Source organism: Achromobacter mucicolens (assembly GCF_902859725.1).
Lineage (GTDB): Bacteria > Pseudomonadota > Gammaproteobacteria > Burkholderiales > Burkholderiaceae_B > Achromobacter > Achromobacter mucicolens.
In genome coordinates this window covers 249,752-271,257 of the sequence record NZ_CADIJP010000006.1, presented here as the reverse complement: position 1 = coordinate 271,257, position 21,506 = coordinate 249,752, and the positions used below count along the sequence as shown (strand labels likewise).

Here is a 21,506-nt window from a genome sequence, read left to right as displayed (position 1 = left end):
GCGGGTCATGTTTGCCGCTTCAGCGCGGTCCGCCCCGCTGGAGGTGTTCCGCCAGACGCACTGCCAGGGGCGCCGCCCGCGCGCGCAAGGCGGGCACCGACGTTACTTCCCAGAACACGCCACGCGTGGGCAGCCCCAGCGCATACAGGGCGGTTGCCGGCCGTCCGTCGGCGGCCAGGACTTCACCATGTGCCGTGACGTGCAATCCCAGACCCAGATCGTTGACCCGCGCATGGCCGTCGCGAAGCAGGCCCGCGATCAGCGGATCGCCGCGCAACGCGATGCGTTCGTCGGGGCCTGTCGCGTTGATCACCCAATCCACCGCAATGCCTGCCGGCGGCCGGCCCGCGCGTTGCAGCGTGACGCTCAGTCCGTCGCCGCGCGCGGCGGCCGAACCGATGCGCGCCGCCAGCCGGCGTAGCTGGCCGCTGCGTTCGGCAGCTTGCAGGCGGGCGAGCGCAGCGGGATCGGCGCGATGCCTGAACGCCATCCAATACGGACGCACATGGCGCAGAAAGCGCTCGCGGTCGGTCAGCGTCAGGCCATCCCATAGCGCGTCAGCCTGGCGCAGCACGGCATCCATGGTGTGTTGCCACGGCCGGGACCTGCGGAGATCGGCGCCGATGGCGCCGCGCACCGTGCGAAGCAGGTCGCGCAAGGCGGGCGGATCGCGGGACGGATCGATCGTGACCGGTGAGGGCGCGGCAAGTGGGCCGGGCAGAGCATCGGCCTGCGGCAGCAAGGCTCGGCGGGACACCAGATGGATGCGGCCCTGGTGTCCCGTGTGCAGCAGTTCCAGCACGGCGTCCACGCCGCTGGCGCCCGATCCCGCGATCAGGACGTCATCCTGCCTGCCGATGGGCGTAAGCGCCCGTGCCAGCCACGGATTGCCGATGCAACGGGGATGGGCTGCCAATCCCGGCAGGGCACGCGGCAACGCGTTGCCCTGGCATAGCGCCACGGCCCGGGCCCAATGCCGCCGCCCGTCGTCCAGCGTCAGTTCCCAGCCGGGAACAGCTTGGGATGGGCGCTGCAGCGCCCGTACGCGGGCCGCCACAAGCTGGACGTGGCCTGCGCGAACGGCGTCGAACAATTGCGCGGACAGCCATTCGCCGTAGACGGCGCGCTCGACATACCGGCGGCCGTGCGATGACGCCGTGCCGCCGTCGCGATCCGCCAGCCATTGCGGAAAGCCATCGGGATCGTCCGCGTGCCAGCCGCCCATCTTCAGTGCCGGCACGTTCAGGCGGTGCCACGGCGACGTGGCGCTGTAGGCCGCGCCGCGGCCGAATGCGCCCGCAGCGTCGAAGAGCGTCACGCGAATCCCATGCAACCGGGAAAGGTGCAGGGCCAGCAAAGTGCCTGCGGCCCCCCCGCCCACGATGGCCACCGAAGCGGGGGTCACGGCGCTAGCCCATCGGGCTCGCCGTGCACGATGCGCCCGCCCACAAGGGTCATCGTGCATTGCACGTCGCGCCAGGCGGCTGGCGGCAATGTCATCGGGTCCCGGTCCAGCACGGCCAGGTCGGCGGCAAATCCCGGCGCCAGCGGACCTTTCCAGTCTTCATCGAAACTCAGGCGCGCGCCGGCCACGGTGAACGCGTGCAGCGCGTCGCGAGCAGACAGCGTCTGGCCGGCGCCAATGACGCGGCCCGTCAGCCGCTCCTGCCGAACGCCCGCGACCCAGAGCGTGTGGAACGGGTCATAGGGAATATTGTCGGTCGCCAGCGAGACATCGAGCCCCAGCGCCAGCATCGCGGCGTGCGGCACCACGCCCTCTCCGCCGTCGGGCTCGTCCAGGTAGGCGGCGCCGCCTTTCCAGAGGAAATAGGTGGGAATGGTCGTGACCAGGACGTCCAGCGCCTTGAGCGCTTTCAGGTCGTCGAGGCGCGATCTGGCAATGTGCTGCACGACCCAGCGGCGGCCGGCCAGCGGGAACCGGGCGTCGATCTCGCGCAGCACCGGCACGACCTCATGCAGCTTGTCGGAGACGATGACGTTGACACGCAGGTCGTGTTCGGCCGCCAGCAGGCACAGCGCCCGGAAGTCCGGCGGCGTGACCGCCTGTTCCACGAATCCGGACCAGCCGGTATCCGGCAGGTTGGCGCGCGCGCAGCAGGCCACCACGGGGTCGCCGCCGTAGGCGATATGGATGCCGCTGACCCGGAACCACGGATCGCCCAACCCGCGCCCGCGCGCGGTAGCCAGCCAGTCGCGCATGGCGCGCGCCGCTTCGGCCAGATCGCTCCACGCGGGACTGACGACCAATGTCGACCTCATGGTCAGGCCGCCGTCTTCCCACAGCTTGCGGTAGACCGAGATGGTCTCGGGGGCGCAGCCGTGGCCTTCATAGATGCTGGTGGTTCCCTTGGCGTGATAGAGCTGCTGGGAAATGCGCAGCCCCTTCAGGCGGTCGGCAAAGCCAAAGCGGGGGACGTCCGGCAGCAGGTCGAATTCGACGGCGGGACGCGCGTTGCGCTCCACGATGCGGCCATCCAGGTCGCCCGAGGCGTCGCGGCCCAGCTCGATACCGCTGCAGCGCGGCTGCGATGCGGATGTAAGGCCATTGCGCGCCAAAGCCAGGCTGTTGAGCGCGCCGCTGCCGGGCGGCCTGCCCCAATTTCCAAAGGGGGCTGGAATGTAGACAGGATGGCCGGGCGCGGCTGCATCCAGCTCTTGGCGGTTGGGCAGCCGGCCTTCCGCGAGCTGGGCGGCGCCGCCGAAGTAGTAGGGAGGCGTGCCCACGGGCATGGTCACGATGTACTCGCCGGGCGGCGTCGATTTCGCCTGCTCGCGGACCACGCGCAACACGTCCTCGACACTGCGCGCTGCCGCCAGCGACGGACGCAGCGCTTTTAGCCCTTCGCGCTCCATGTGCGCGTGGCTGTCGTTGATGCCCGGGATCACCGTTGCGCCCTGCAGGTCGATCACGCGGGCGTCGGCACCCGCGAGCGCCGTGGCCTCGTCGTCGTAAGCCGCGACCCGGCCGCCGGCCAGCGCAATCGCATGGGCCTGCGGCCGGGCGGGGTGAAAGGTGTGGATGCGCGCGTTGCGCAGGACCAGCGTGCGCAACGCATGCCGCTTTTCTGCAGGCCTCATGTCACGACGCGCTCTGGTACCAGGGAAAAAGCCGCTTGGCCGCCCAGACGAACAAGCGGTCCGCCAGGAAACCGAACGTGCCCAGCAGCACCAGGCCGATGAACATGATCTCCACCTGAAAGAGCTGATGGCCCAGCGACATCATGTAGGCGATGCCGCGCGTCGATCCGGACAGTTCGGCCGCGACCAGCACGATCAGCGATACGGCGATGGCCTGCCGCACGCCCGCCAGGATAAAGGGCAAGGCGGCGGGCAACACAACCTGGAAGAGGGTCCGCAGCCGCCCGGCGCCCAGCGCCGCCGCCGAACGCAGGTACACGATGTGGGTGTCGCGCACGCCGATGAAGGTGGTGATCCAGATGGGAAAGAAGGCGCCCCACGCGATCAGCGCGATCTTGGGCAGCTCGCCGATGCCGAACCACAGCACCGCCAGGGGAACGACGGCCAGCGACGGCACTGATCGGAAGCCGTGCAGCACGGGTTCGCTCAGGTGATGAAGGAATGTGATGCGCGCCGTCAGGATGCCGGCGGCGATGCCCAGGATCAATGCGATGCCGAATCCCGCCGTGGCGCGCGAGAGGCTGGCCGCGATGTGCCCTGCGAGTTCGCCCGACTCGATCATGGGCAGCGCCGCTTGCAGGACCCGCGAGGGGGGCGGAAAGAGCGCCGGGTTCATCCAGGTGAACACGTGCGGAATGGCTTCCCAACCCAGGAGGAACAGCACGATTCCGGCAAGGTTAAGCAACAGCCGCCGGCGTCGCCGGATGCGTTCCGCGCGGACATGCGATTGCTGGAAGCGTTCGGCCAGGCTGTGGCGTGCCGCCGGCGCGCCGCCGCTGGCGTCGTGACCGGCCGGCACAGGAATGTCGGTGGTCGTTTCGGCCGCGGACTCGCGGCGCAAGGTCAATGCGTTCATGCTGCCTGCCTGTAAGTGCCGGCCGCCAGCGCGGCCTCGATCCGGTTGTAATGCTGCGCGAACTCGATGGAACCGCGCTGCCGCGGGTAGTCCAGGCCGATGCGGATGTCGTCGCTGATCGTGCCCGGATGCGGCGCCATGACGATGACGCGCTGCGCCAGGAAGATCGCTTCGTCGATGTTGTGGGTGACGAACACCACCGACACGCCCGTCTCCTGCCACAGCCGCAGCAAGTCTTTCTGCAGCGCGGCGCGGGTCAAGGCGTCGACCGCCGCAAAGGGTTCGTCCATCAGCAGCACCTTGGGTTCGACGACCAAGGATCGCGCCACGGCGATGCGCTGACGCATGCCGCCGGACAATTCATGCGGATAGCGGTCCGCCGAGGCGGCCAGACCCACGCGCGCCAGCGCCGCCAGCGCGCGGTGGCGGCGCTGGCGCGCGGCCACCGATTGCGCCCGCAGACCGAACTCCACGTTCTGCCGGGCCGTCATCCAGGGAAAGAGGGCGTATTCCTGGAAGACCACGCCGCGTTCTGGACCGGGGCGTTCGACCCGGTCGCCTTGGAACCTGACGGTGCCGTCGGTGGGCTGCAGGAATCCCGCAAGCAGGTGCAGCAGGGTCGTCTTGCCGCAACCCGAAGGGCCGATCAGGCACGCAAATTCTCCGTCTGCCAGATCCAGCGACACGTCGTGCAGCGCCTGGGCCGGTGCGTCCCCGCGCGTGGCGAAGAACTGCGAGACACGCTGGAATTCGATCAGGGCGGCCATGCCGTCAGGCCAGTTTGACGCGATCGGGCGCCGCGGCCGACAGCGGCGCATCCTTGATCGCGGCGCGGAACAACGCGCGCAGATCGCCAGCGGGCGCGGGCGCAAGCTTGGCGTCGATGGCCCATTGGGCCTGGTTCACCAGGTCGTCGACGAACGTGTCGTCGAAACCCACCTTGAACTCGAACACCGAGGTGGCCTGCTTGACCTCGGCCGGCGTGCTGCGGATGCGCGTGGCGATCAGGTCCGGCCACGCGGGATCCTGCGCAATGCGCTTCTCGGCATCGAGCAGCGCGCCGATGGCGTCATTGACGAGCGCCTTGCGGGTATCCAGCGTGTGCTGATTGACCAGTAGCAATTGGTGGCTGCGGAAGTACTTCTCGTAGCCATCCTGCGTCAGGAAGAACACCTTGCCGCCGCTTTGGCGCAGCGCGGCGTTGCCGGCCTGTGCCGTCCACGAAAAGGCGTCGATGTCGCCGCGCACCAGCGCGCCGATGAGGTCGGTCGGCGCCAGGTTCACCTGAGTGATGTCGCTGGCGGATAGCTTGGCGAACTCAAGGTATTTGGCCAGCGCATACTGGCCCGACGTGCCGGCGGGCGTCCCGATCTTCTTGCCTTTCAGGCTCGCGGGCGTGTCGGCGGCGATGCCGCTGCCTTCCCGTGCCACGATCTTCATGTCGTACGAATAGCGGCTGAAATTGGCCAGGATGCCCGGTTTGAGGCCTTGCAGCACAGCAAAGACGAGCGGCGTGTCGGTGGTGGTCGAGAAGTTCGCGGAGCCGGCCAGCAGGGCTTGCATGGAATCGCGTCCGGTCGGAAAGTCCAGCACCTTCAGGTCCACATTGCGCGCCTTCCAATAGCCCGCGCTTTCGGCCACGAAGGGCAGGGCCCAGGTGTAGCCCGCGCTGCCAGAGGCCAGCGTGGCCTGTTCGCGGGACTGCGCCAGCGTCACGCCGGGCAGGCCGCCCGCAGCGCCCGCGGCGGCCACGGCGCCGATATGAAAGAGCAGGCGCCGGCGCGCGGCGTCAATGGATGGCAGCTTTTTGTACGAACTCATGATTCCAACCCCGATAGGCATGTGAAATAGCTTGAGGTCATGCTACGGAGCGAAGGCTGCGCCGACAAAGATTATCTAGACATATGCTTGTTTCGGCGGCCGCGCGCTGCGGTCCCGGGTAGGGCGACGCGTTCCGGCGGTGCTCAAGGGGGCGCGGCGCCAGGGGTATTTGGATAGCAGAAATTGTTCGTTCCACTGCTGCGCGCCTGTTGCTAGGATCGCTCGTCACTTTCGTGCGAACCCACTGGCCCAAGGAGCCCGCAACCCCATGTCCTTCAATCCCATTCTCTTGCGGCGCTTGGCGGCCGGCGCGGCGCTGGCCGCCGCCACGCTGGGCGCGGCAGTCACGCCGGCTCATGCCGAAGGCACGTTGCGCGTGGCGCAGCAGTTCGGCATCGCCTACCTGATCCTCGATGTGGTCAAGGACCAGAAACTGATCGAAAAACACGGCAAGGCGGCCGGCCTGGACATCAAGGTGGAATGGGCGCAGATTTCCGGCGCGTCGGCCATGAACGAGGCGCTGCTTGCCGGCGCGCTGGACATGGTGTCGGCGGGCGTGCCGCCGGCGCTGGTGCTGTGGGACCGCACGCGCGGCAAGCAGAACGTGAAGTTGGTGGCGGCGTTGGGGTCGTTGCCCAACTATCTGCTGAGCAACAACCCGGCAGTCAAGACGCTGGACGACTTCAGCGCGAAGGACCGCATTGCGGTGCCGGCCGCGGGCGTGGGATTCCAGTCGCGGACCTTGCAGATCGAAGCGGCCAAACGCTACGGCAAGGACAACTTCAAGCGATTCGACGATATCTCCATCAGCCTGCCGCATCCGGACGCGACAACCGCGCTGATCTCCGGCGGCCTGGAAGTGAATGCGCATTTTTCCAGTGCGCCGTTCTATTACCAGGCGCTGGAGCGCAATCCAGCGGTGCACAAGGTGATCAGTTCGTACGACATCCTGGGCGGCCCCGCGACGTTCAACGTGCTGTACACCACGCAGAAATTCCACGACGCCAATCCCAAGACGTACAACGCGTTCTACGCCGCGTTGGCCGAAGCCGCGGCGTGGATTCCCGCGCACAAGGACGAGGCCGCCGCGATCTTCATCCGCCAGCAGAATTCCAAGCTGCCGGCGGATTTTGTGAAGAAGATCCTGGACGATCCCGAGAACCAGTTCACGATCACGCCGCAGCAGACCAAGGTGTACGCGGACAAGCTGCGCGAGATCGGCGTGCTGCAAGGGCAGGCCGAAAGCTGGAAGGACTACTTCTTCACACCCGCCCACGCCAGCGCGGGGAGCTGACGGTCAGGGCCTGTCCGTGATCAGGCCCTGCGTCTGGACACGCGCCAGCGCCGCAGGCGACAGCCAGCATTCCAGCGCTGCAAGGGCCGCTGCGCCCCGTAACGGGGCCGTGACCGGCGCGATGGGCGGCGCCGCGCTGCGGCTCAGGCGCGGCGCGGGCGCCGGCTGCGCAATGCCGTCCACCTCGACAAACGTGCCGCGCGCGCGCAGATGGGCGTGGCTCGGCGACTCGTCAAAGCTCAGCACCGGCGCGAAGCAGGCATCGGTTCCCGCAAGGCGGGCGGTCCAGTCGTCACGCGTTCTGGCGGCAAAGGCCTGCGCCAGCCGATCGCGCAGCGCCGGCCAGCGCGTGCGGTCGGGCTGCCAGGCGGCCAATTCCTTTGGCAGTTCCAAGAGGGCTAGCAACTGCGTGAAGAACTTGGGTTCCAGCGGCCCGACGGAAACGAAGCGTCCATCGCGGCAGGCGTAGACGTCATAAAAGGGCGCGCCGGAATCGATCAGATTCACGCCGCGCTCGGACTGCCATAACCCTGCGGCCGCCAGGCCAAAAAACGCCGTGGATAGCGACGCCACGCCGTCGACCATGGCCGCGTCCACGACCTGTCCCAGGCCGCTGCGCGTGCGCTCGATCAACGCGGCAAGCATGCCCAGCGCCAGATACAACCCGCCGCCCGCGAAGTCTCCCAGCAACGCCAGCGGCGGCGTGGGCGGCTGGCCCTGGCGGCCGATGGCGTGCAGGGCGCCGGTCACCGCGAGGTAGTTGATGTCGTGTCCCGCCGACTGCGCCAGGGGGCCGTCCTGCCCCCAGCCCGTCACCCGGCCGTAGACAAGGCGCGGATTGCGCGCAAGGCAGGCATCGGGGCCAAGGCCCAGGCGTTCCATGACGCCGGGCCGAAAGCCTTCGATGAGGGCGTCGGCGTTCTCCACGAGGTCCAGCACCAGGGCAACAGACTCGGGCTGCTTGAGATCCAGTTCGATGGAGGTGCGGTTGCGCAGCAGCAGGTTAAAACGCCGCTCGCGCTGAATGCCCTGTTCGACGGGATCGCGACGCTGGATGCGCAGGACGGTCGCGCCCATGTCCGCCAGCAGCATCGCGGCCATGGGCGCCGGGCCGATGCCTTCCAGTTCGATGACGGTGATGCCGGCCAGGGCGCCCATGCCGGGCGCTTGCGGCCCGCTCATGCGGCGAGCTCGGCGCGTTGCGCGACGGCGGCGGCAAGAAAGCGTTGCACCGCCGCCCACGAGTCGGCATTGGCGCGGGCGTTGGCCGCCGCGTCGCCGCCACCCGTCAGCACGATGCCGGAGACCGCGTGCGGGCGCGATATTTGCGTGGTGGGAACCCCCGGCGCCTGCAGCGCGTGTCCCGCGCGGGGATAATCCAGGTGTTCGACCGCGTGCGGATGGTGCGCGGCCTTCAACGCCTGCGCGACCTCGCCTGCATAGTGCGTTGACGGCCAGTACCCGTCATCGCCAGCGGACAGCACCAGCACCGGCCCCGCGATGCGTTCAACGGGAATGCGGGCGCGCGCGACGGCGGCCGCATCCTGGTGGGCATTGACGAAAACCTGCGCCTGGCGGCGGGGTTCGGGCAGGCTGTCGACGACGTGCCAGTTCTGCGCGGGGTTGCCTTCCCACACATGCGCCAGCGGCTTGCCGGCCTGCGTCCATGCCGCGCCGAAGCGGCCCGCGCCGGGCTTGCCGGCATTGAGCACGCCGTGCACGACGGAGCTGGGCACATAGGCGATCACCGCCGACACGGCCTGCGGATACCGGCTGCCCAGCAACAGCGCCAACTCGCCACCGCGCGAATGGCCGCTGACCGCGACGAAATCGCCGGCGGGCTTGATCGTGGCGCGTAGCCAGCGCAACGCGCGCTCGAAGTACTCCAGGGGAATTTCCGACAGGTAGTCCGGCAGGCCCGGCGCGCCGAAGTAGCCCAGGGCCAGCGCGGCATAGCCATGTGAGGCGAAGAGGGCGGCGCGCGCTTCGTTGATGCCGCCGCCCGATCCGTTGAGCACCACGATGGCCGGGTGCGGTCCCGGACCGGCGGGCGTGAACAAGACGCCGATCAAGCCGTCCTCATCCAGCGCGTGCCGCGTCACGCCGGCACTGGCGTGGCGCTGTTCGAAGACGGCGCGGGCGTGATTACCGTGCGCATCGCTCGCGGACGCGATCGCAAGAATTGCGCCCGCCGCGCCATCGGGGGCGGGCAACTGCGCGGCATCGCCTTCTTCGATGTCGTCGGCTTGCGCCACGGTCTGCGACCAGATGGGACCTTGGCCGTCGGCAATGCCGTAACCGCCCGGCTCGGGGGCCTGCCGCGACACGTCGACGGCGCCTGTCGCGTCGGCGACGTAGGTATTGAGGCTGCGCCAGCGCTGGCCGTCAAGCTGGCGCGAGGTGACCGTAAGCGTCACGCGGGAATGAGGATGAAAGCCGTCAAGCGTGAAGACGCGGGGGGTGTCGATCAGTTCGACGGCGGGCGTGACGGTGAGGCGGGCTGGCATGCTGTGTTTGTCCGATACAGGTGATGAAGGCTCCTGAACATAGGCACACCCGCGCGTGCGGCCAACGAAGATTTCTGCATGCCGATAGCTGGTTTTCACCTAAGGACCGCGTGCTATTTGCAGATGGGAAATCGTTCGTTCCTATGCATGAGTAGGACGCTTAAGCTGCTGGACATGATGTCGTTTCGTTGCAAGCGTGGCGCGCAAGGCATCGCCAAAACCTGTGCCTTTCATGACCGATCTCTCCCTCATCCCTCATCTGCATCGCCCGTCTTCCGACCGTCAGCCTGCGCCTGCCGCCATTTCGCTGCGTCAGGTGTCCAAGCGCTTTGAGCGCCGCAACGACGCGCCGCTGCATGTGCTGGACGCCATCGATCTGGACATCCCGCATGGCCATGTCGTGGCAGTGCTGGGCGCGTCGGGCTGCGGCAAAAGCACGCTGCTAAATCTGATTGCGGGCCTTGCGCACCCCGACACGGGAAGCATCCTGGTGGAAGGCGCCAGCACTGCGGCTTACACCGATTGGCGTGCCGTGGGATATCTGTTCCAGGACGACCGCCTGCTGCCGTGGCGCACCGCGCGGGACAACGTCTGCTTCGGCCTGGAGGCTGGCCGCCTGCCGCGCGCAGAACGCCATGCCCGCGCGCGGGCGGCGCTGGAGGCGGTGGGGCTGTCCGGCTTCGGATCGGCCTACCCGCACGAGCTGTCGGGCGGCATGCGCAGCCGCGTGGCGTTGGCCCGCAGCCTCGTTAACGAACCGCGCATCCTGCTGCTCGATGAACCTTTTTCCAAGCTCGATCCTGGCACCCGCGCGCAGATGCACGCCGAATTGCTGGAGATTCAAGCCAGCCGCGGTATGACCGTCGTATTCGTGACGCACGACGTCGAGGAAGCGGTCGTGCTGGCGGACCAGGTGGTGATCCTGCAGCCACGTCCCGGCCGTATCCGGGAAGTCGCCCCGGTGACGCTGGCAAGGCCGCGTGCGCCGTCGCAACCCGACGTCGCCGAGCTGATCCGTCAGTTGCGTGTGCGGGTGTAGCGCCATGAACCAGACCACAATTTCAGCCGGACGCGCGTCGGCGTGGCGGGTCCTGGGCGGCAATGCGGGCCGCCGCCTGCTGCTGGTCGCGCTGCTGCTGGCGGCATGGGCGTTCGCCGCTCGCGGCGTGCCGGCGTATATCCTGCCGGGGCCGGCCCGCGTCGCCGATGCCCTGGGAAGACTCGTCGCCAGCGAAACGTTCTGGCGCGACCTGGGCGTGACGTTCTGGCGCGTCATCGCCGGGTTTTCGCTGGCTGCCGTCGTGGGCACCGCCCTGGGGCTGCTGTTTGGCAGCCGCCGCAAGCTGGGCGAATTCTTCGAGCCCGTGCTGGCCGTCACCAACACGATTTCCTCGGCCATTTGGGCCATTTTCGCCATCATCTGGTTCGGCATCTCCAACGCGACGACCATCTTCGTGGTGTTCATGACCGCGTTGCCGTTGATCCTGACCAATGTATGGCAGGGCGCCCGGTCGGTGCGTCCCGATCTGGTCGAACTGGCGCGCAGCTTCCGCATGTCGCCGCTGCGCGTGCTGCGCAAGATCTATCTGCCGTCGATTCTGCCCGATTTCTTCTCCGGCGCGCGCCTGGCTTTCGGGTTTGGCTGGCGCGTGTCGCTGGTGGCCGAAACCATCGGCGCATCCAACGGCGTGGGCTACCGGCTGCGGCAGGCGGCCGACCTCGTGCAGACCGATCAGGTGTTCGCCTGGACGATCACGCTGGTCGGCCTGATGGTGCTGATCGAGTTCTGCGTGCTCAAGCCGCTGGAGTCGCACCTGTTCCGCTGGCGCCGCGCCCCGGCGGACTGATTTCCCTTTTTTTCCTCCCTCACGGATTCATTCTCATGTCCCAAACCATGAAGGCGCTCGTGCTTAACGCGCACGGCGGCCTGGACCAATTGTCGGTTGTCCACGACAAACCTGTGCCGCAGGTCATTCCCGGACACGTCCTTGTGCGCGTGCGCGCCTCGTCTTTCAACTACCACGATGTCTTCACGGTGCAGGGGATGCCTGGCATCAAGGTGCCGCTGCCGGTGGTGATTGGCCTGGATCTGGCGGGCGACATTGCTGAGGTCGGCGCGGATGTCGACGGCTGGAAGGCGGGCGATCGCGTGCTGGTCAATCCCCTGAACCGCGAGAAGGGACTGATGGGCGAGATGCTCGACGGCGGCATGGCGCAGTACTGCCTGGTGTCGGCGGCGCAGCTTTTGCCGCTGCCGGCCAACGTCACGTACGCGCAGGCGGCCGCCCTACCGGTGGCCTACGGCACCGCCCACCGCATGCTGGTCACCCACCGGACCGTGCAGGCCGGCGACAAGGTGCTGATCCTGGGCGCCAGCGGCGGCGTGGGCACGGCCAGCGTCATCCTGGCCAAACGCCTGGGCGCCGAGGTGATCGCCTGCGCCAGCGGCGCGGACAAGCTGGCCCGGCTGCGCGAGATCGGCGCGGATCACGTGGTCGACTATCGCGAAACCGACTTCTCCAAATGGGCCATCCAGCAGTATGGCAAGCCGCAGCGCCGGGGCACGGAAGGCGGGGTGGACGTGGTGGTGAACTTCACCGGCGGGGACACCTGGGTGCCGTCGCTGCGATGCATCCGGCGCGGCGGCATTCTGCTGACCTGCGGCGCCACGGCCGGTTACGACCCGAAGGAAGACCTGCGCTACATCTGGAGCTTCGAGCTGACCGTCAAGGGATCCAACAGCTTCTACGACGAGAACCTGCGCGCCTTGCTGGACCAGGTCGACCGCGGCGAGATCACGCCGCTGATCGACCGCGAGGTGCCACTGGAAGAGGCGGCCGAAGGGCTGGCCGCCATCCGCGACCGCAAGGTCATCGGCAAGATCATCGTCGCTCCCTGAACCCCCCCCCTGCTGGAATTTCGAACATGTCAGAACTGAACCTGCCCGCCGCGGCCGATATCCAGGCGCGTCTGTTGCGCAGTCCCTATCACCAGTGGCTTGGCCTGAAAGTGCTGTCGGTCGGCGACGGCGAGATCGTCCTGCAGGCCACGTGGCGCGAGGAATGGTCGGTCAACCCAGACAACCCCTACACGCACGGCGGCATCCTGGCCGCGTTGATCGACCTCACCGCGGACTGGGCGCTGGTTTCCCAAACTGGCCGCGGCGTGCCGACGGTGGACTTGCGGGTTGACTATCACCGGCCCGCGATCCAAGGCGACCTCACGATACGCGGCAAGGTCGTCAAGGCCGGCAAGCAATTGTCGGTATCCGAGGCGCGCATCGAGGATGCGCAGGGCGTGTTGCTGGCCAGCGGGCGCGGCGTATACCTGACCACGCCGCCCAAGGCTTGAGGGGCAGGAGCATGCACAGCGCGCTGCCGCTCGATCACCTGGTGATCAATACCCGCTTCGGCACCGATGCGGCCGCGGGCCTGTTTTCGGCGCTGGGCTTCACGCTGACGCCGCAAGGCCGGCACGCGTTCGGATCGGTGAATCACCTGATGGTGTTTCAGGACGATTACCTGGAACTGATCGGGCTGCCCACCGATGGCGGGACGCTGCGCCAGGAGATCCTGGACAACCCCGCAGGCATCGATGGATTGGTCTACAAGCCGGCCTCGGCCGATGCGGTGCATGAGGCGTTGACGCGGTCGGGCGCCGCGGTTGCGCCGCTGCACGCCTTCAGCCGCCCACTCGAACTGGATGGCGTGCGGCACGAGGCCCGCTTTCGCACCGTGCGTTACCAGCCGGGCGCGTTCGAGGCCGGCCGCGTCTATTACTGCCAGCACCTGACGCCGGAACTGGTGTGGCGCCGGGAGTGGCAGGCGCATGCCAATGGCGTGCGTGGCCTGTCGGGCCTGACGCTGGTGTCCACCCGAGCGCAGGCCGACGCGCAGGCGTATGCGCAGGCTGCGTTCGGCCAGGTCCATTTGGACGAACGCGGCTTTTCGATTCCAAGCCCCGGCTTTTCAGTGACGCTGCTGGATGCCGATGCCTACGGGCAGCGCTATGGCGACCTTGCCTGCGACGCGTTGGGCCGCCAGAGTTTTTTCGGCGCCATCTCGCTGCGCGCGGCCGACCCCGACGCGCTGGAGCGTCACGTTGCCGCCTTGGGCGACGCGCTGCGGACGCGGCCGTGGCGGCGCGACGGCCATCGCGGCCTCGCCGTTTCCCTGCCGGACTTGAACACGCTATTGGACTTTATCTATGAGCCCTGATCCCGCCTTCCATCCCCGCAATCTCGGCGATCTGACGCCGCGCGGCGCACCGCCCGGCGACCTGGCCGTGATTGCGCTGGACGACGACCAGAACGAGACCCGCCTGACCATCGGGCAGTTGGACGATCTGTCCAACGCCGTCGCGCGCGGGCTGCTGCGCCGGGGGCTGCAACGCGGGGACCGGGTGGCGGTGCTGGCGGCCAATAGCGCGCAGTTCCTGGCGGTGCTGTTGGGCGCGCAGCGGGCGGGCCTGGTCGTGGTGCCGGTGAACTATAAATTTCCGCGCGCGTTGTCGGATTTCGTCATCCAGGACAGCGGCGCGCGGTTGGTGTTCTGCGATGCCGCGCGCCGCGCCCAGGCGCCGGATGGGCTGCCGGTGGTGGAGTTTGGCGCGGCCGGCGCCGCGGGCCTGGACGCCTTGCTGGATCCGGGACCGTTCCAGGCCGTGGAGCCCGCGCCGGACGAGGCGGCGTTCTTCCTGTACACGTCGGGCTCCACCGGCAAGCCCAAGGGCGTGGTGCTGTCGCATCGCAGCCATCTGTGGGTGGTGCGCACCCGGCTGGCGGGCCAACGCCTGGCGGGGCAGCGCTATCTGATCGCCGCGCCGATGTATCACATGAATGCGCTGGCCCTGTGCCAGCTTGCCTTGGCAGGGCAGGCGACCATCGTCCTGTTGCCGCAGTTCAAGGCGCGGCCCTACATCGAGGCCATCGCGCGCTACCGTCCCACCTGGCTCACCTCGGTACCGCCAATGATGGCGATGGTGCTGCGCGAAAAGGACTTGCTCGCCCGCGCCGATCTGAGCAGCGTGCAGGTCGTGCGCATGGGATCGGCGCCCGTGAGCGAAGCCTTGCAGGCCGCCATCCGCCGCGCGCTGCCGCAGGCCCGTGTGATCAATTCGTATGGCACCACGGAGGCCGGCCCGGTCACGTTCGGCCCGCATCCCGATGGGCTGCCGCAGCCCGATATGTCGATCGGTCACGCGCATCCGCAGGTGCAGGTGCGGCTGGTGGATGCGCAAGGCCAGGAAAGCGACCAGGGCGTGCTGCACGTGAAGAGCCCCGGCATCATGCTGGGCTATCACAACCGGCCCGACATCCGCGCGGCCATCACCGATGATGGCTATTACGTCACGGGCGACGTGCTGCGCCGCGATGCGCAGGGCTTTTACTACTTCGTCGGCCGCGACGACGACATGTTCGTATCCGGCGGCGAGAACATCTTTCCCGGCGAGGTCGAAAAAGTGCTGGAGACGCTGCCCGGCGTGCAGCAGGCCTGCGTGGTGCCGGTGCCTGACGACATCAAGGGCCATAAGCCGGTGGCATTCGTGGTGCCCGTCACCGCCGGCGCGCTGACCGAAGACGGCGTCAAGCAGCATGTGCTGACGCACGCGCCGGCCTACCAGCACCCCCGCCGCGTCTGGTTCCTGGACGCGTTGCCGCTGGCTTCCACCAACAAAGTCGACCGCAACCTGCTCAAGCAGCGTGCCCGGGACGCGCTGGCCGCCCCCGTGGCGCCGGCGGTCTGACACCCGTGGCGCGCGGGACCCCCCACGAACTTCCATCCGCACAACAACTCACCCGCTAGAACAACAACGGAACACTGCAATGAAGACATCCGCATCCACCTTGGCCCGCTTCGCCGCGGCCGCCCTGGCGCTGGCCGCCGTCCCGGCCGCGCAGGCGGCCGACACCGTCACCGTGGCCCTGGGTATTCCGCTTACCGTCGCCAGCGGCGGCGTATACGGGCTAGGCAAGGACCTGGGCTACTTCAGCGAGGAGAACATCGAGGTCAAGACGATCGTGTTCCAGGGCGCGGGCGCGTTGCTGCCGCAGGTGGCGTCCAAGAAGGTCACCATCGGGTTGCCATTGCCCGAACCCGTACTGTCGAGCTATGAAACCGGCAAGACGCCGCTGCCGGTGCGCTACTTCTACAACGCCATCCCGTCCAACGAGCTGGAGCTGGCGGTGCTGGCTGATGGTCCGATCAAGACGATCAAGGACCTGAAGGGCAAGAAGATCGGGGTGGGTGCGCTGACCTGGGGGACCATCCCCTCCACGCGGGCGTTGCTGCGCCAGGAGTCGCTGGTGCCTGGCAAGGACGTGGATATCGTGGCGGTCGGCGTGCTGGGATCGGGCTTTCTGGCGTTGCGGGAGGGCCGGGTGGACGCCCTGAACTACAACAGTTCGTGGACCGCCATGCTGGAGCTGACCGGGACGAAGGTGCGCCGCCTGCCGTATCCGCCGATCTTCCAGAAGATCAACAGCAATGGCTTCGTGGCACATGAAGACACGCTGCGCGACCAGCCCGACCTGCTGGCCCGCTTCGGGCGCGCCTATACCAAGGCCGTGCTGGCGTGCGACGCAAACCCGCGCTTGTGCGCCGAGACGTTCTGGAAGTACCAGCCGGAAGCCAAACCCAAGGATGGCGACTACCAGAAGAATCTGGACGAAGCCGTCGTGCTGGTCAAAAAGCGCATGGACAGCACCCTGCGCCGCCCCGATGGCACGGACCGCGTGCCGGGCGAGTTCGACCTGCCCGTGATCCGGTCCTTCGTGGGCGCGATGCACGCGGCGGGCGAGTTCAACACGGACGACATTCCGGTCGAGAAGATCTTCAGCAACCAACTCGTTCCGCAGTTCTCGACGTTTGACGCCGCGGCGGTGCGGGCGCAGGCGAAGGCGGCCCAATGACGGCAGTGCCCGTGCTGCAGGCGCGCGCCGTGTCGGTGTCCTACCAGACCCGGCGCGGCAGCATCGATGCGCTGCGCGACGTGGATCTTGCGGTGGACGAGGGCGAGTTCGTCACCATCCTGGGGCCCTCTGGCTGCGGCAAGTCCACGCTGCTCAAGCTTGCCGCCGGCCTGCTGGCCCCAACGCGGGGCCACGTCGAAGTAGGGGGCGCCGTCGTGACGGGCCCCAGCCGCGACATCGGTGTCGCCTTCCAGAAGCCCACCCTGCTGCCGTGGCGAACGGTGCTGGACAACGTGCTGTTGCCCAGCGAGACCGCGGGCGAGCGCGGGGCCGATGCCGAGCGCCGCGCGCGGGAACTGCTGGACCTCGTGGGCCTGCGAGATTTTGCCGGCAACTATCCGAACGAATTGTCCGGCGGCATGCAGCAGCGGGTGGGCCTGGCGCGCATGTTGCAGCGCGATCCCCGGCTGCTGCTGATGGATGAACCATTTGCGGCGTTGGACGCGATGACGCGCGAGGCCCTGACGCTGGAGCTGCAGCGGATCTGGATGCGCGATCGCAAGTCGGTGCTGTTCATCACGCACAGCATTGCCGAAGCCGTGATGCTGTCGGACCGTGTGCTGGTCATGTCGGCGCGGCCGGGCAGGGTCGTCGAGGATTTCCGCGTCGACATCCCGCGTCCGCGCTCGATGGCCACGCTGGCCGAACCCGCGTTCACGGCCGCCGCCGACCATCTGCGGCGCCACTTCATCGGATGACCATGCAAAGACTGACCGCGATCCTCTATCCGCTCGCCACGCTGGCCGTGGTGCTGCTGGCCTGGCACTTTTCTGTGGCGTTCTTCAAGGTGCCCGACTACATCCTGACCACGCCGGGCGCCGTGTTCGGCACCTTGGTGTCGGTATTTCAGGACGGCACGATCTGGCGCCACATCGGGTACACCGTGGCCGCGACCCTCATCGGCTACGCCATCGGCAGCGCGCTGGCGCTGGTGCTGGGCGCGCTGCTGGCGGAATCGCGCACGTTCGAGAAGTTCGTCTACCCGCTGCTGGTTGCAATCCAGGCCACGCCCAAGGTGGCGCTGGCCCCGCTGATCCTCGTCTGGTTCGGCTTCGGGCTCGCGTCCAAGGTGGTTCTGGTGGTGCTGATCTGCTTTTTTCCGTTGTTCATCAATACCATCGTCGGCATCCGGCGTGTGGATCCCGACCTGATCGATGCGTGCCGCGCGTTTTCCGCGTCGCGCTGGTACCTCTTCCGTCACGTGAAGCTGCCCGCGGCGGCTGGCGACATCTTTGCCGGTCTGCAGATCGGCGTGTCGCTTGCGCTGATCGGCACCGTGGTGGGCGAACTGGTCTCGTCCGAAGCCGGCCTGGGCTATCTGATCGGCTCGGCCGCGGTCAACCTGAACGTCAGCACCATGTTCGCCGGCGTGATCCTGCTGGCCGCATTCGGCATTGCCGGCGCGCAGACGGTGCGCTGGCTGCATCGCAAGATCGTCTTCTGGGAGGCTGCCGGTGGCGCGGATACCCAAGCTCGATCCTGACGCCTTGCACGCGGCGCGCGCGCAGATGCGTATCGACCTGGCCGCGTGCCACCGGCTGGCGGCGCAATTCGGCATGACGGACCTCATCTATACGCACATCTCGGCACGGGTGCCGGGAGCGCCAGACCAGTTCCTGATCAACCCCTTCGGCCTGCTGTTCGACGAAGTCCGGGCCGACAACCTGGTGACGGTCGGGCCGGAAGGCGAGCTGCTGGACGATCCCACAGGCCTGGGCATCAACCGGGCCGGCTTCGTCATTCACTCGGCGGTGCATCAGGCCCGGCCGGACGCCGTATGCGTCATGCACACCCATACGCTGGCCGGCGTGGCGGTGTCGGCCTTGCGCGATGGCCTGCTGCCCTACACGCAGCACGCGGCGCGGTTTCACGGCCGCATCGGCTATCACGCCTATGAAGGGGTGGCGGTCGAGCTGGACGAACGCGCGCGGCTCGTGCGCGACTTGGGGCCGCACAAGGCGCTGATGTTGCGCAACCACGGATTGCTGACCTGCGGCGCAACCGTGGCCGAGGCCTTCGAGCTGATGTTTTTCCTGGAGTTCGCCTGCCGCGCGCAGTTGCAGATCCAGGCGACGGGCCAGGCCGTCGCCATACCGGACCGCGGCGCCATTGAACGCGCGGCACAGACCTTCGATCGCGCTGCCGGACGTAGCAGCCCCCGCCTGTGGCAGGCGCTGCTGCGCGGCCTGGATCAAACCGACCCCACCTATCGACACCTGCCTGCCGCGCATTGACCGGCAGGACTCACTACTGGAGCATTCATGAAAGCCTTGCAATTGATCAAACGTGCCGCGCTCTTGGCGGCGCTGGCCGGCGGACTGGCCGCGCTTCCCGCGCAGGCGGAAAAGATCCGCGTCGGCTACTGGCCCAGCGGCCTGACCCTGGGGTACGGCGCGGTGCTTGAGGCCGGCAGCTTCTTCAAGGAACAGGGTCTGGACGTGGAGTACGTGCACTTCTCGGACGTCAATGGTCCCACCCGCGCCATCGCCGCCAACGCTATCGATCTGGCCTTTGGATCCCCCGCCGCGGGCGCGTTTGCGCTGGCAACGGACGGCGTGCCGGTGAAGATCGTGCTGGCGACCCAGCCCTCAAATGTGTCCTTCGTGGTGCTGGAGGATTCGCCCATCAAGTCGCTGGCCGACCTGAAGGGCAAGAAGATCGGCATGTCGCCCGCCGGCAGCTCCACCGCCACCATCGCCAGCGCCGTGCTGGCCGGCAATCATGGGATCAAGGAGAAGGATTTCACGCTGGTGCCCGGCAACGAGCCGCGCCTGGTGCAGTTCCTCGCGCAGAAAGAGGTGGACGCGGCTGCGCTGCGCAACGTCACGACCGCGCAGTTGAAGGACCTGAAGGTGCGCACGCTGTCGACATTTGGCCAAGAGTGGAAGACCCTGACCAAGAGCGATAGCGTGCCCTACAACGCGGTGGGCCTGGTCCGTGCGGACTACCAGCAGAAAAATCCGGATGCGGTGGTGAGGGCGATCGTGGCGTTGCGCAAGGCGCTGGAATACGGCCGCGCCCATCCCGCGCAGGTAGTCAGCGCGGTGCAGAAAGCCGGCAACCTGCCGCAGGCGGATGCGCAGGTGTTTGCCGACTTGTGGAACGACAATTACCGCGTCTCGCTGAACGACGCGGACCTGGAAACGCTCAATCGCGAATTCCAGATTTTCAAGGACAACGGTACGCTCAAGGGCGATCTGCCGGCGGGGGCGCTGGATGCCGGTCCGTATCAGCAGTCACTTGCCATCAAATAAGTGACAGCGTCACGCCGGTGTCTGACACCAGGGCGTATGCCATCCCGATTGCCGCACTGCGGCAAGCAGGTCAGGCACCGAGCGATGGCGCGAAAAATGCTGGCGTAGCCGCCAGCAAAAGCGCATGAAACAGGCCCCGATGGGCCCGTTTCGCTGCCCCAAAACCCACTTTGGAACGCCCTGTATGTGTTTATCCGAACATATTGTTAACTAAATGTATCGTGCTTTCCCAGGGGAATTTCTCCTGGGGAAAATCGTCAATCGCCCAAGCGATAGCCGGGTTTTCCCTTAGCTTTTTCGTCGCGAATGTATCTGTTTCATTCACCCTTGGGGTTGGGCGGCGCAGCAATTTCGTTTAAGATGCTGCCTTCTTCGTTCAGTTTGTTCTCTTTCTGTGAGTATTCAAAAACCCGTTTTTGAAGCTCCCTGTCTTGCAAGACGCCGCATCCCTCGCGGGCAGTCTTGTTGCTAGTGTCGGTTTGTATTGGCGGTTCAGCCCGTCTTCCGCACAACCCCCTTAGCTCCACGGTGCCGCCCAGGCTTTCATCCTGGCGTGAGTGCCTGAACCTATGGAGGCAAAAGCCAATGCGTTTTACCCCTGTCAAGTCCCTGGCCGCCGCGGCCGTTTTGTTTGCGTTTGCCGGTTCGGCCCAAGCCGCCGACGCCCCGCAATGTGAACTCAAGCGTCCGGTCATGTTCGGCGCCATGAACTGGGAATCCAACCTGGTCCTGGTCGACGTCGAGCGATTCATCATGGAAAAGGGCTACGGTTGCAAGACCGAAACCCTGCCCACCGAGACCTTGCCCGCCCTGGCCGCCCTTGAGCGCGGCGATCTGGATATCAACACCGAGATCTGGCTGAACAGCGTGGCCGATCCCTGGGCCCGCGCCGAGAAGACCGGCAAGGTCAAGCGCATCGGCGACCTGTACATGGGCGCCGAAGGCTGGTACATCCCCAAGTACACGGCCGAGCGTCTGCCCGAGCTTAAGTCGGCGGCGGACCTGCCCAAGTTCAAGGATCAATTCAAGGATCCGGAAGAACCCGGCAAGGGCCGTTTCTATGGCTGCCCGGCTGGCTGGGGTTGCGAAGTCACCAGCAACAACCTGTTCCACGCCTTGAAGCTGGACGACACCTACACGCTGTACTCGCCCGGCACGGGCGCGGCGCAGAAGGCGGCCCTGATGTCGGCCTACAAGCGCAAGCAGAACGTGGTCTTCTACTACTGGTCGCCCACGCCGCTGGTCGGCGCCATGGATCTGGTCAAGCTGGACCTGCCGGCCTACGACGCTGAAAAGCACAAGTGCCTGACGTCGCCCAAGTGCGCCAAGCCCGAGCCCAGCGCCTACCCCGACAACCCTGTCTTTACCGCGGTGAACACCAAGTTCTCCGAAGATGCGCCCAAGCTGACCGAATTCCTGTCCAAGGTCTCGGTGCCGCTGCCGGTCATCAATGAAACCCTGGCCCACATGGAAGAGTCCGGCGATGAGTCCAACGCCGTGGCCAAGTGGTTCCTGAAGAACAAACCCGACGTCTGGACCAAGTGGGTCCCCGCCGACGTCGCCGGGCGCGTCCAAAGCGCGCTGTAAAGCACTGTGATCCTGGCTGCGCGCCGCGGTGGCGCGTACCGGCCCGTCAAGGGGCCGG

The 21,506-nt window shown here is 67.1% G+C and carries 20 protein-coding genes; 13 read left to right on the top strand and 7 right to left on the bottom strand.

The window, feature by feature from the left end; genetic code table 11:
* Positions 1-19: 19 nt before the first annotated feature.
* Genes HV786_RS09960 through HV786_RS09940 form a run of 5 tightly spaced genes read right to left on the bottom strand, consistent with a single transcriptional unit; the run spans position 20 to position 5,836 of the window.
* Positions 20-1,405: an FAD/NAD(P)-binding protein gene (locus HV786_RS09960; RefSeq protein WP_175210675.1), complete on the bottom strand. Its 1,386-nt coding sequence runs from the start codon at positions 1,403-1,405 to the stop codon at positions 20-22.
* Complete coding sequence (locus HV786_RS09955) at positions 1,402-3,099, bottom strand: amidohydrolase (RefSeq protein WP_128830217.1); 1,698 nt, start codon at positions 3,097-3,099, stop codon at positions 1,402-1,404. Before HV786_RS09955 ends, HV786_RS09960 begins: the two co-directional genes overlap by 4 nt.
* Position 3,100: 1 nt before the next feature.
* The gene (locus HV786_RS09950; RefSeq protein WP_128830216.1) at positions 3,101-4,015 is read right to left on the bottom strand and encodes an ABC transporter permease; all 915 of its coding nucleotides are present in this window, start codon (positions 4,013-4,015) and stop codon (positions 3,101-3,103) included.
* Positions 4,012-4,782: an ABC transporter ATP-binding protein gene (locus HV786_RS09945; RefSeq protein ID WP_128830215.1), complete on the bottom strand. Its 771-nt coding sequence runs from the start codon at positions 4,780-4,782 to the stop codon at positions 4,012-4,014. Before HV786_RS09945 ends, HV786_RS09950 begins: the two co-directional genes overlap by 4 nt.
* A gap of 4 nt (positions 4,783-4,786) precedes the next feature.
* Positions 4,787-5,836, bottom strand: coding sequence for an ABC transporter substrate-binding protein (locus HV786_RS09940; RefSeq protein WP_128830214.1), 1,050 nt, complete (start codon positions 5,834-5,836; stop codon positions 4,787-4,789).
* A 268-nt stretch (positions 5,837-6,104) separates the two neighbouring features.
* Here HV786_RS09940 and HV786_RS09935 point away from each other — a divergent pair, with 268 nt between their 5' ends.
* The gene (locus HV786_RS09935; protein ID WP_175210673.1) at positions 6,105-7,130 is read left to right on the top strand and encodes an ABC transporter substrate-binding protein; all 1,026 of its coding nucleotides are present in this window, start codon (positions 6,105-6,107) and stop codon (positions 7,128-7,130) included.
* Between the two features lie 3 nt (positions 7,131-7,133).
* On the opposite strand, the gene HV786_RS09930 is transcribed toward HV786_RS09935, so the two are convergent.
* Both HV786_RS09930 and HV786_RS09925 read right to left on the bottom strand, forming a co-directional pair.
* A complete protein-coding gene (locus HV786_RS09930) occupies positions 7,134-8,288 on the bottom strand; it encodes a CaiB/BaiF CoA transferase family protein (protein ID WP_175210711.1) in 1,155 nt (384 codons plus the stop codon).
* A gap of 20 nt (positions 8,289-8,308) precedes the next feature.
* Positions 8,309-9,637, bottom strand: a complete 1,329-nt coding sequence (locus tag HV786_RS09925; RefSeq protein ID WP_175210671.1) for an acyl-CoA thioester hydrolase/BAAT C-terminal domain-containing protein — start codon at positions 9,635-9,637, stop codon at positions 8,309-8,311.
* Positions 9,638-9,869: 232 nt separating this feature from the next.
* Here HV786_RS09925 and HV786_RS09920 point away from each other — a divergent pair, with 232 nt between their 5' ends.
* From HV786_RS09920 to HV786_RS09865, 12 genes are all read left to right on the top strand, one after another.
* On the top strand, positions 9,870-10,676 hold the full coding sequence (locus HV786_RS09920) for an ABC transporter ATP-binding protein (RefSeq protein WP_175210669.1): 807 nt from the start codon (positions 9,870-9,872) through the stop codon (positions 10,674-10,676).
* A gap of 4 nt (positions 10,677-10,680) precedes the next feature.
* A complete protein-coding gene (locus tag HV786_RS09915) occupies positions 10,681-11,484 on the top strand; it encodes an ABC transporter permease (RefSeq protein ID WP_128827415.1) in 804 nt (267 codons plus the stop codon).
* A 47-nt stretch (positions 11,485-11,531) separates the two neighbouring features.
* The gene (locus tag HV786_RS09910; RefSeq protein WP_217284641.1) at positions 11,532-12,536 is read left to right on the top strand and encodes a zinc-binding dehydrogenase; all 1,005 of its coding nucleotides are present in this window, start codon (positions 11,532-11,534) and stop codon (positions 12,534-12,536) included.
* A 26-nt stretch (positions 12,537-12,562) separates the two neighbouring features.
* Positions 12,563-12,988 carry a PaaI family thioesterase gene (locus HV786_RS09905; RefSeq protein WP_128827417.1) on the top strand — a complete coding sequence of 142 codons (426 nt, stop codon included), beginning with the start codon at positions 12,563-12,565 and terminating at the stop codon, positions 12,986-12,988.
* 11 nt (positions 12,989-12,999) lie between these two features.
* Positions 13,000-13,854, top strand: a complete 855-nt coding sequence (locus HV786_RS09900; RefSeq protein WP_128827418.1) for a VOC family protein — start codon at positions 13,000-13,002, stop codon at positions 13,852-13,854.
* Positions 13,844-15,382, top strand: a complete 1,539-nt coding sequence (locus HV786_RS09895) for a class I adenylate-forming enzyme family protein (protein ID WP_128827419.1) — start codon at positions 13,844-13,846, stop codon at positions 15,380-15,382. The genes HV786_RS09900 and HV786_RS09895 overlap by 11 nt, the downstream gene beginning before the upstream one ends.
* Before the next feature lie 79 nt (positions 15,383-15,461).
* Complete coding sequence (locus HV786_RS09890) at positions 15,462-16,547, top strand: ABC transporter substrate-binding protein (RefSeq protein ID WP_128827420.1); 1,086 nt, start codon at positions 15,462-15,464, stop codon at positions 16,545-16,547.
* Entirely contained in the window at positions 16,544-17,305 is a 762-nt protein-coding gene (locus HV786_RS09885; protein ID WP_128827421.1) for an ABC transporter ATP-binding protein, read from the top strand. The genes HV786_RS09890 and HV786_RS09885 overlap by 4 nt, the downstream gene beginning before the upstream one ends.
* Before the next feature lie 2 nt (positions 17,306-17,307).
* Complete coding sequence (locus HV786_RS09880) at positions 17,308-18,090, top strand: ABC transporter permease (RefSeq protein WP_175210667.1); 783 nt, start codon at positions 17,308-17,310, stop codon at positions 18,088-18,090.
* Positions 18,062-18,841 carry a class II aldolase/adducin family protein gene (locus tag HV786_RS09875; protein WP_252869999.1) on the top strand — a complete coding sequence of 260 codons (780 nt, stop codon included), beginning with the start codon at positions 18,062-18,064 and terminating at the stop codon, positions 18,839-18,841. Before HV786_RS09880 ends, HV786_RS09875 begins: the two co-directional genes overlap by 29 nt.
* A 27-nt stretch (positions 18,842-18,868) precedes the next feature.
* Positions 18,869-19,861, top strand: a complete 993-nt coding sequence (locus HV786_RS09870) for an ABC transporter substrate-binding protein (protein ID WP_128827423.1) — start codon at positions 18,869-18,871, stop codon at positions 19,859-19,861.
* Between the two features lie 585 nt (positions 19,862-20,446).
* Positions 20,447-21,448 (top strand): ABC transporter substrate-binding protein, encoded by a 1,002-nt coding sequence (locus tag HV786_RS09865; RefSeq protein WP_128827424.1) that lies wholly within the window; start codon positions 20,447-20,449, stop codon positions 21,446-21,448.
* Positions 21,449-21,506: the final 58 nt, after the last annotated feature.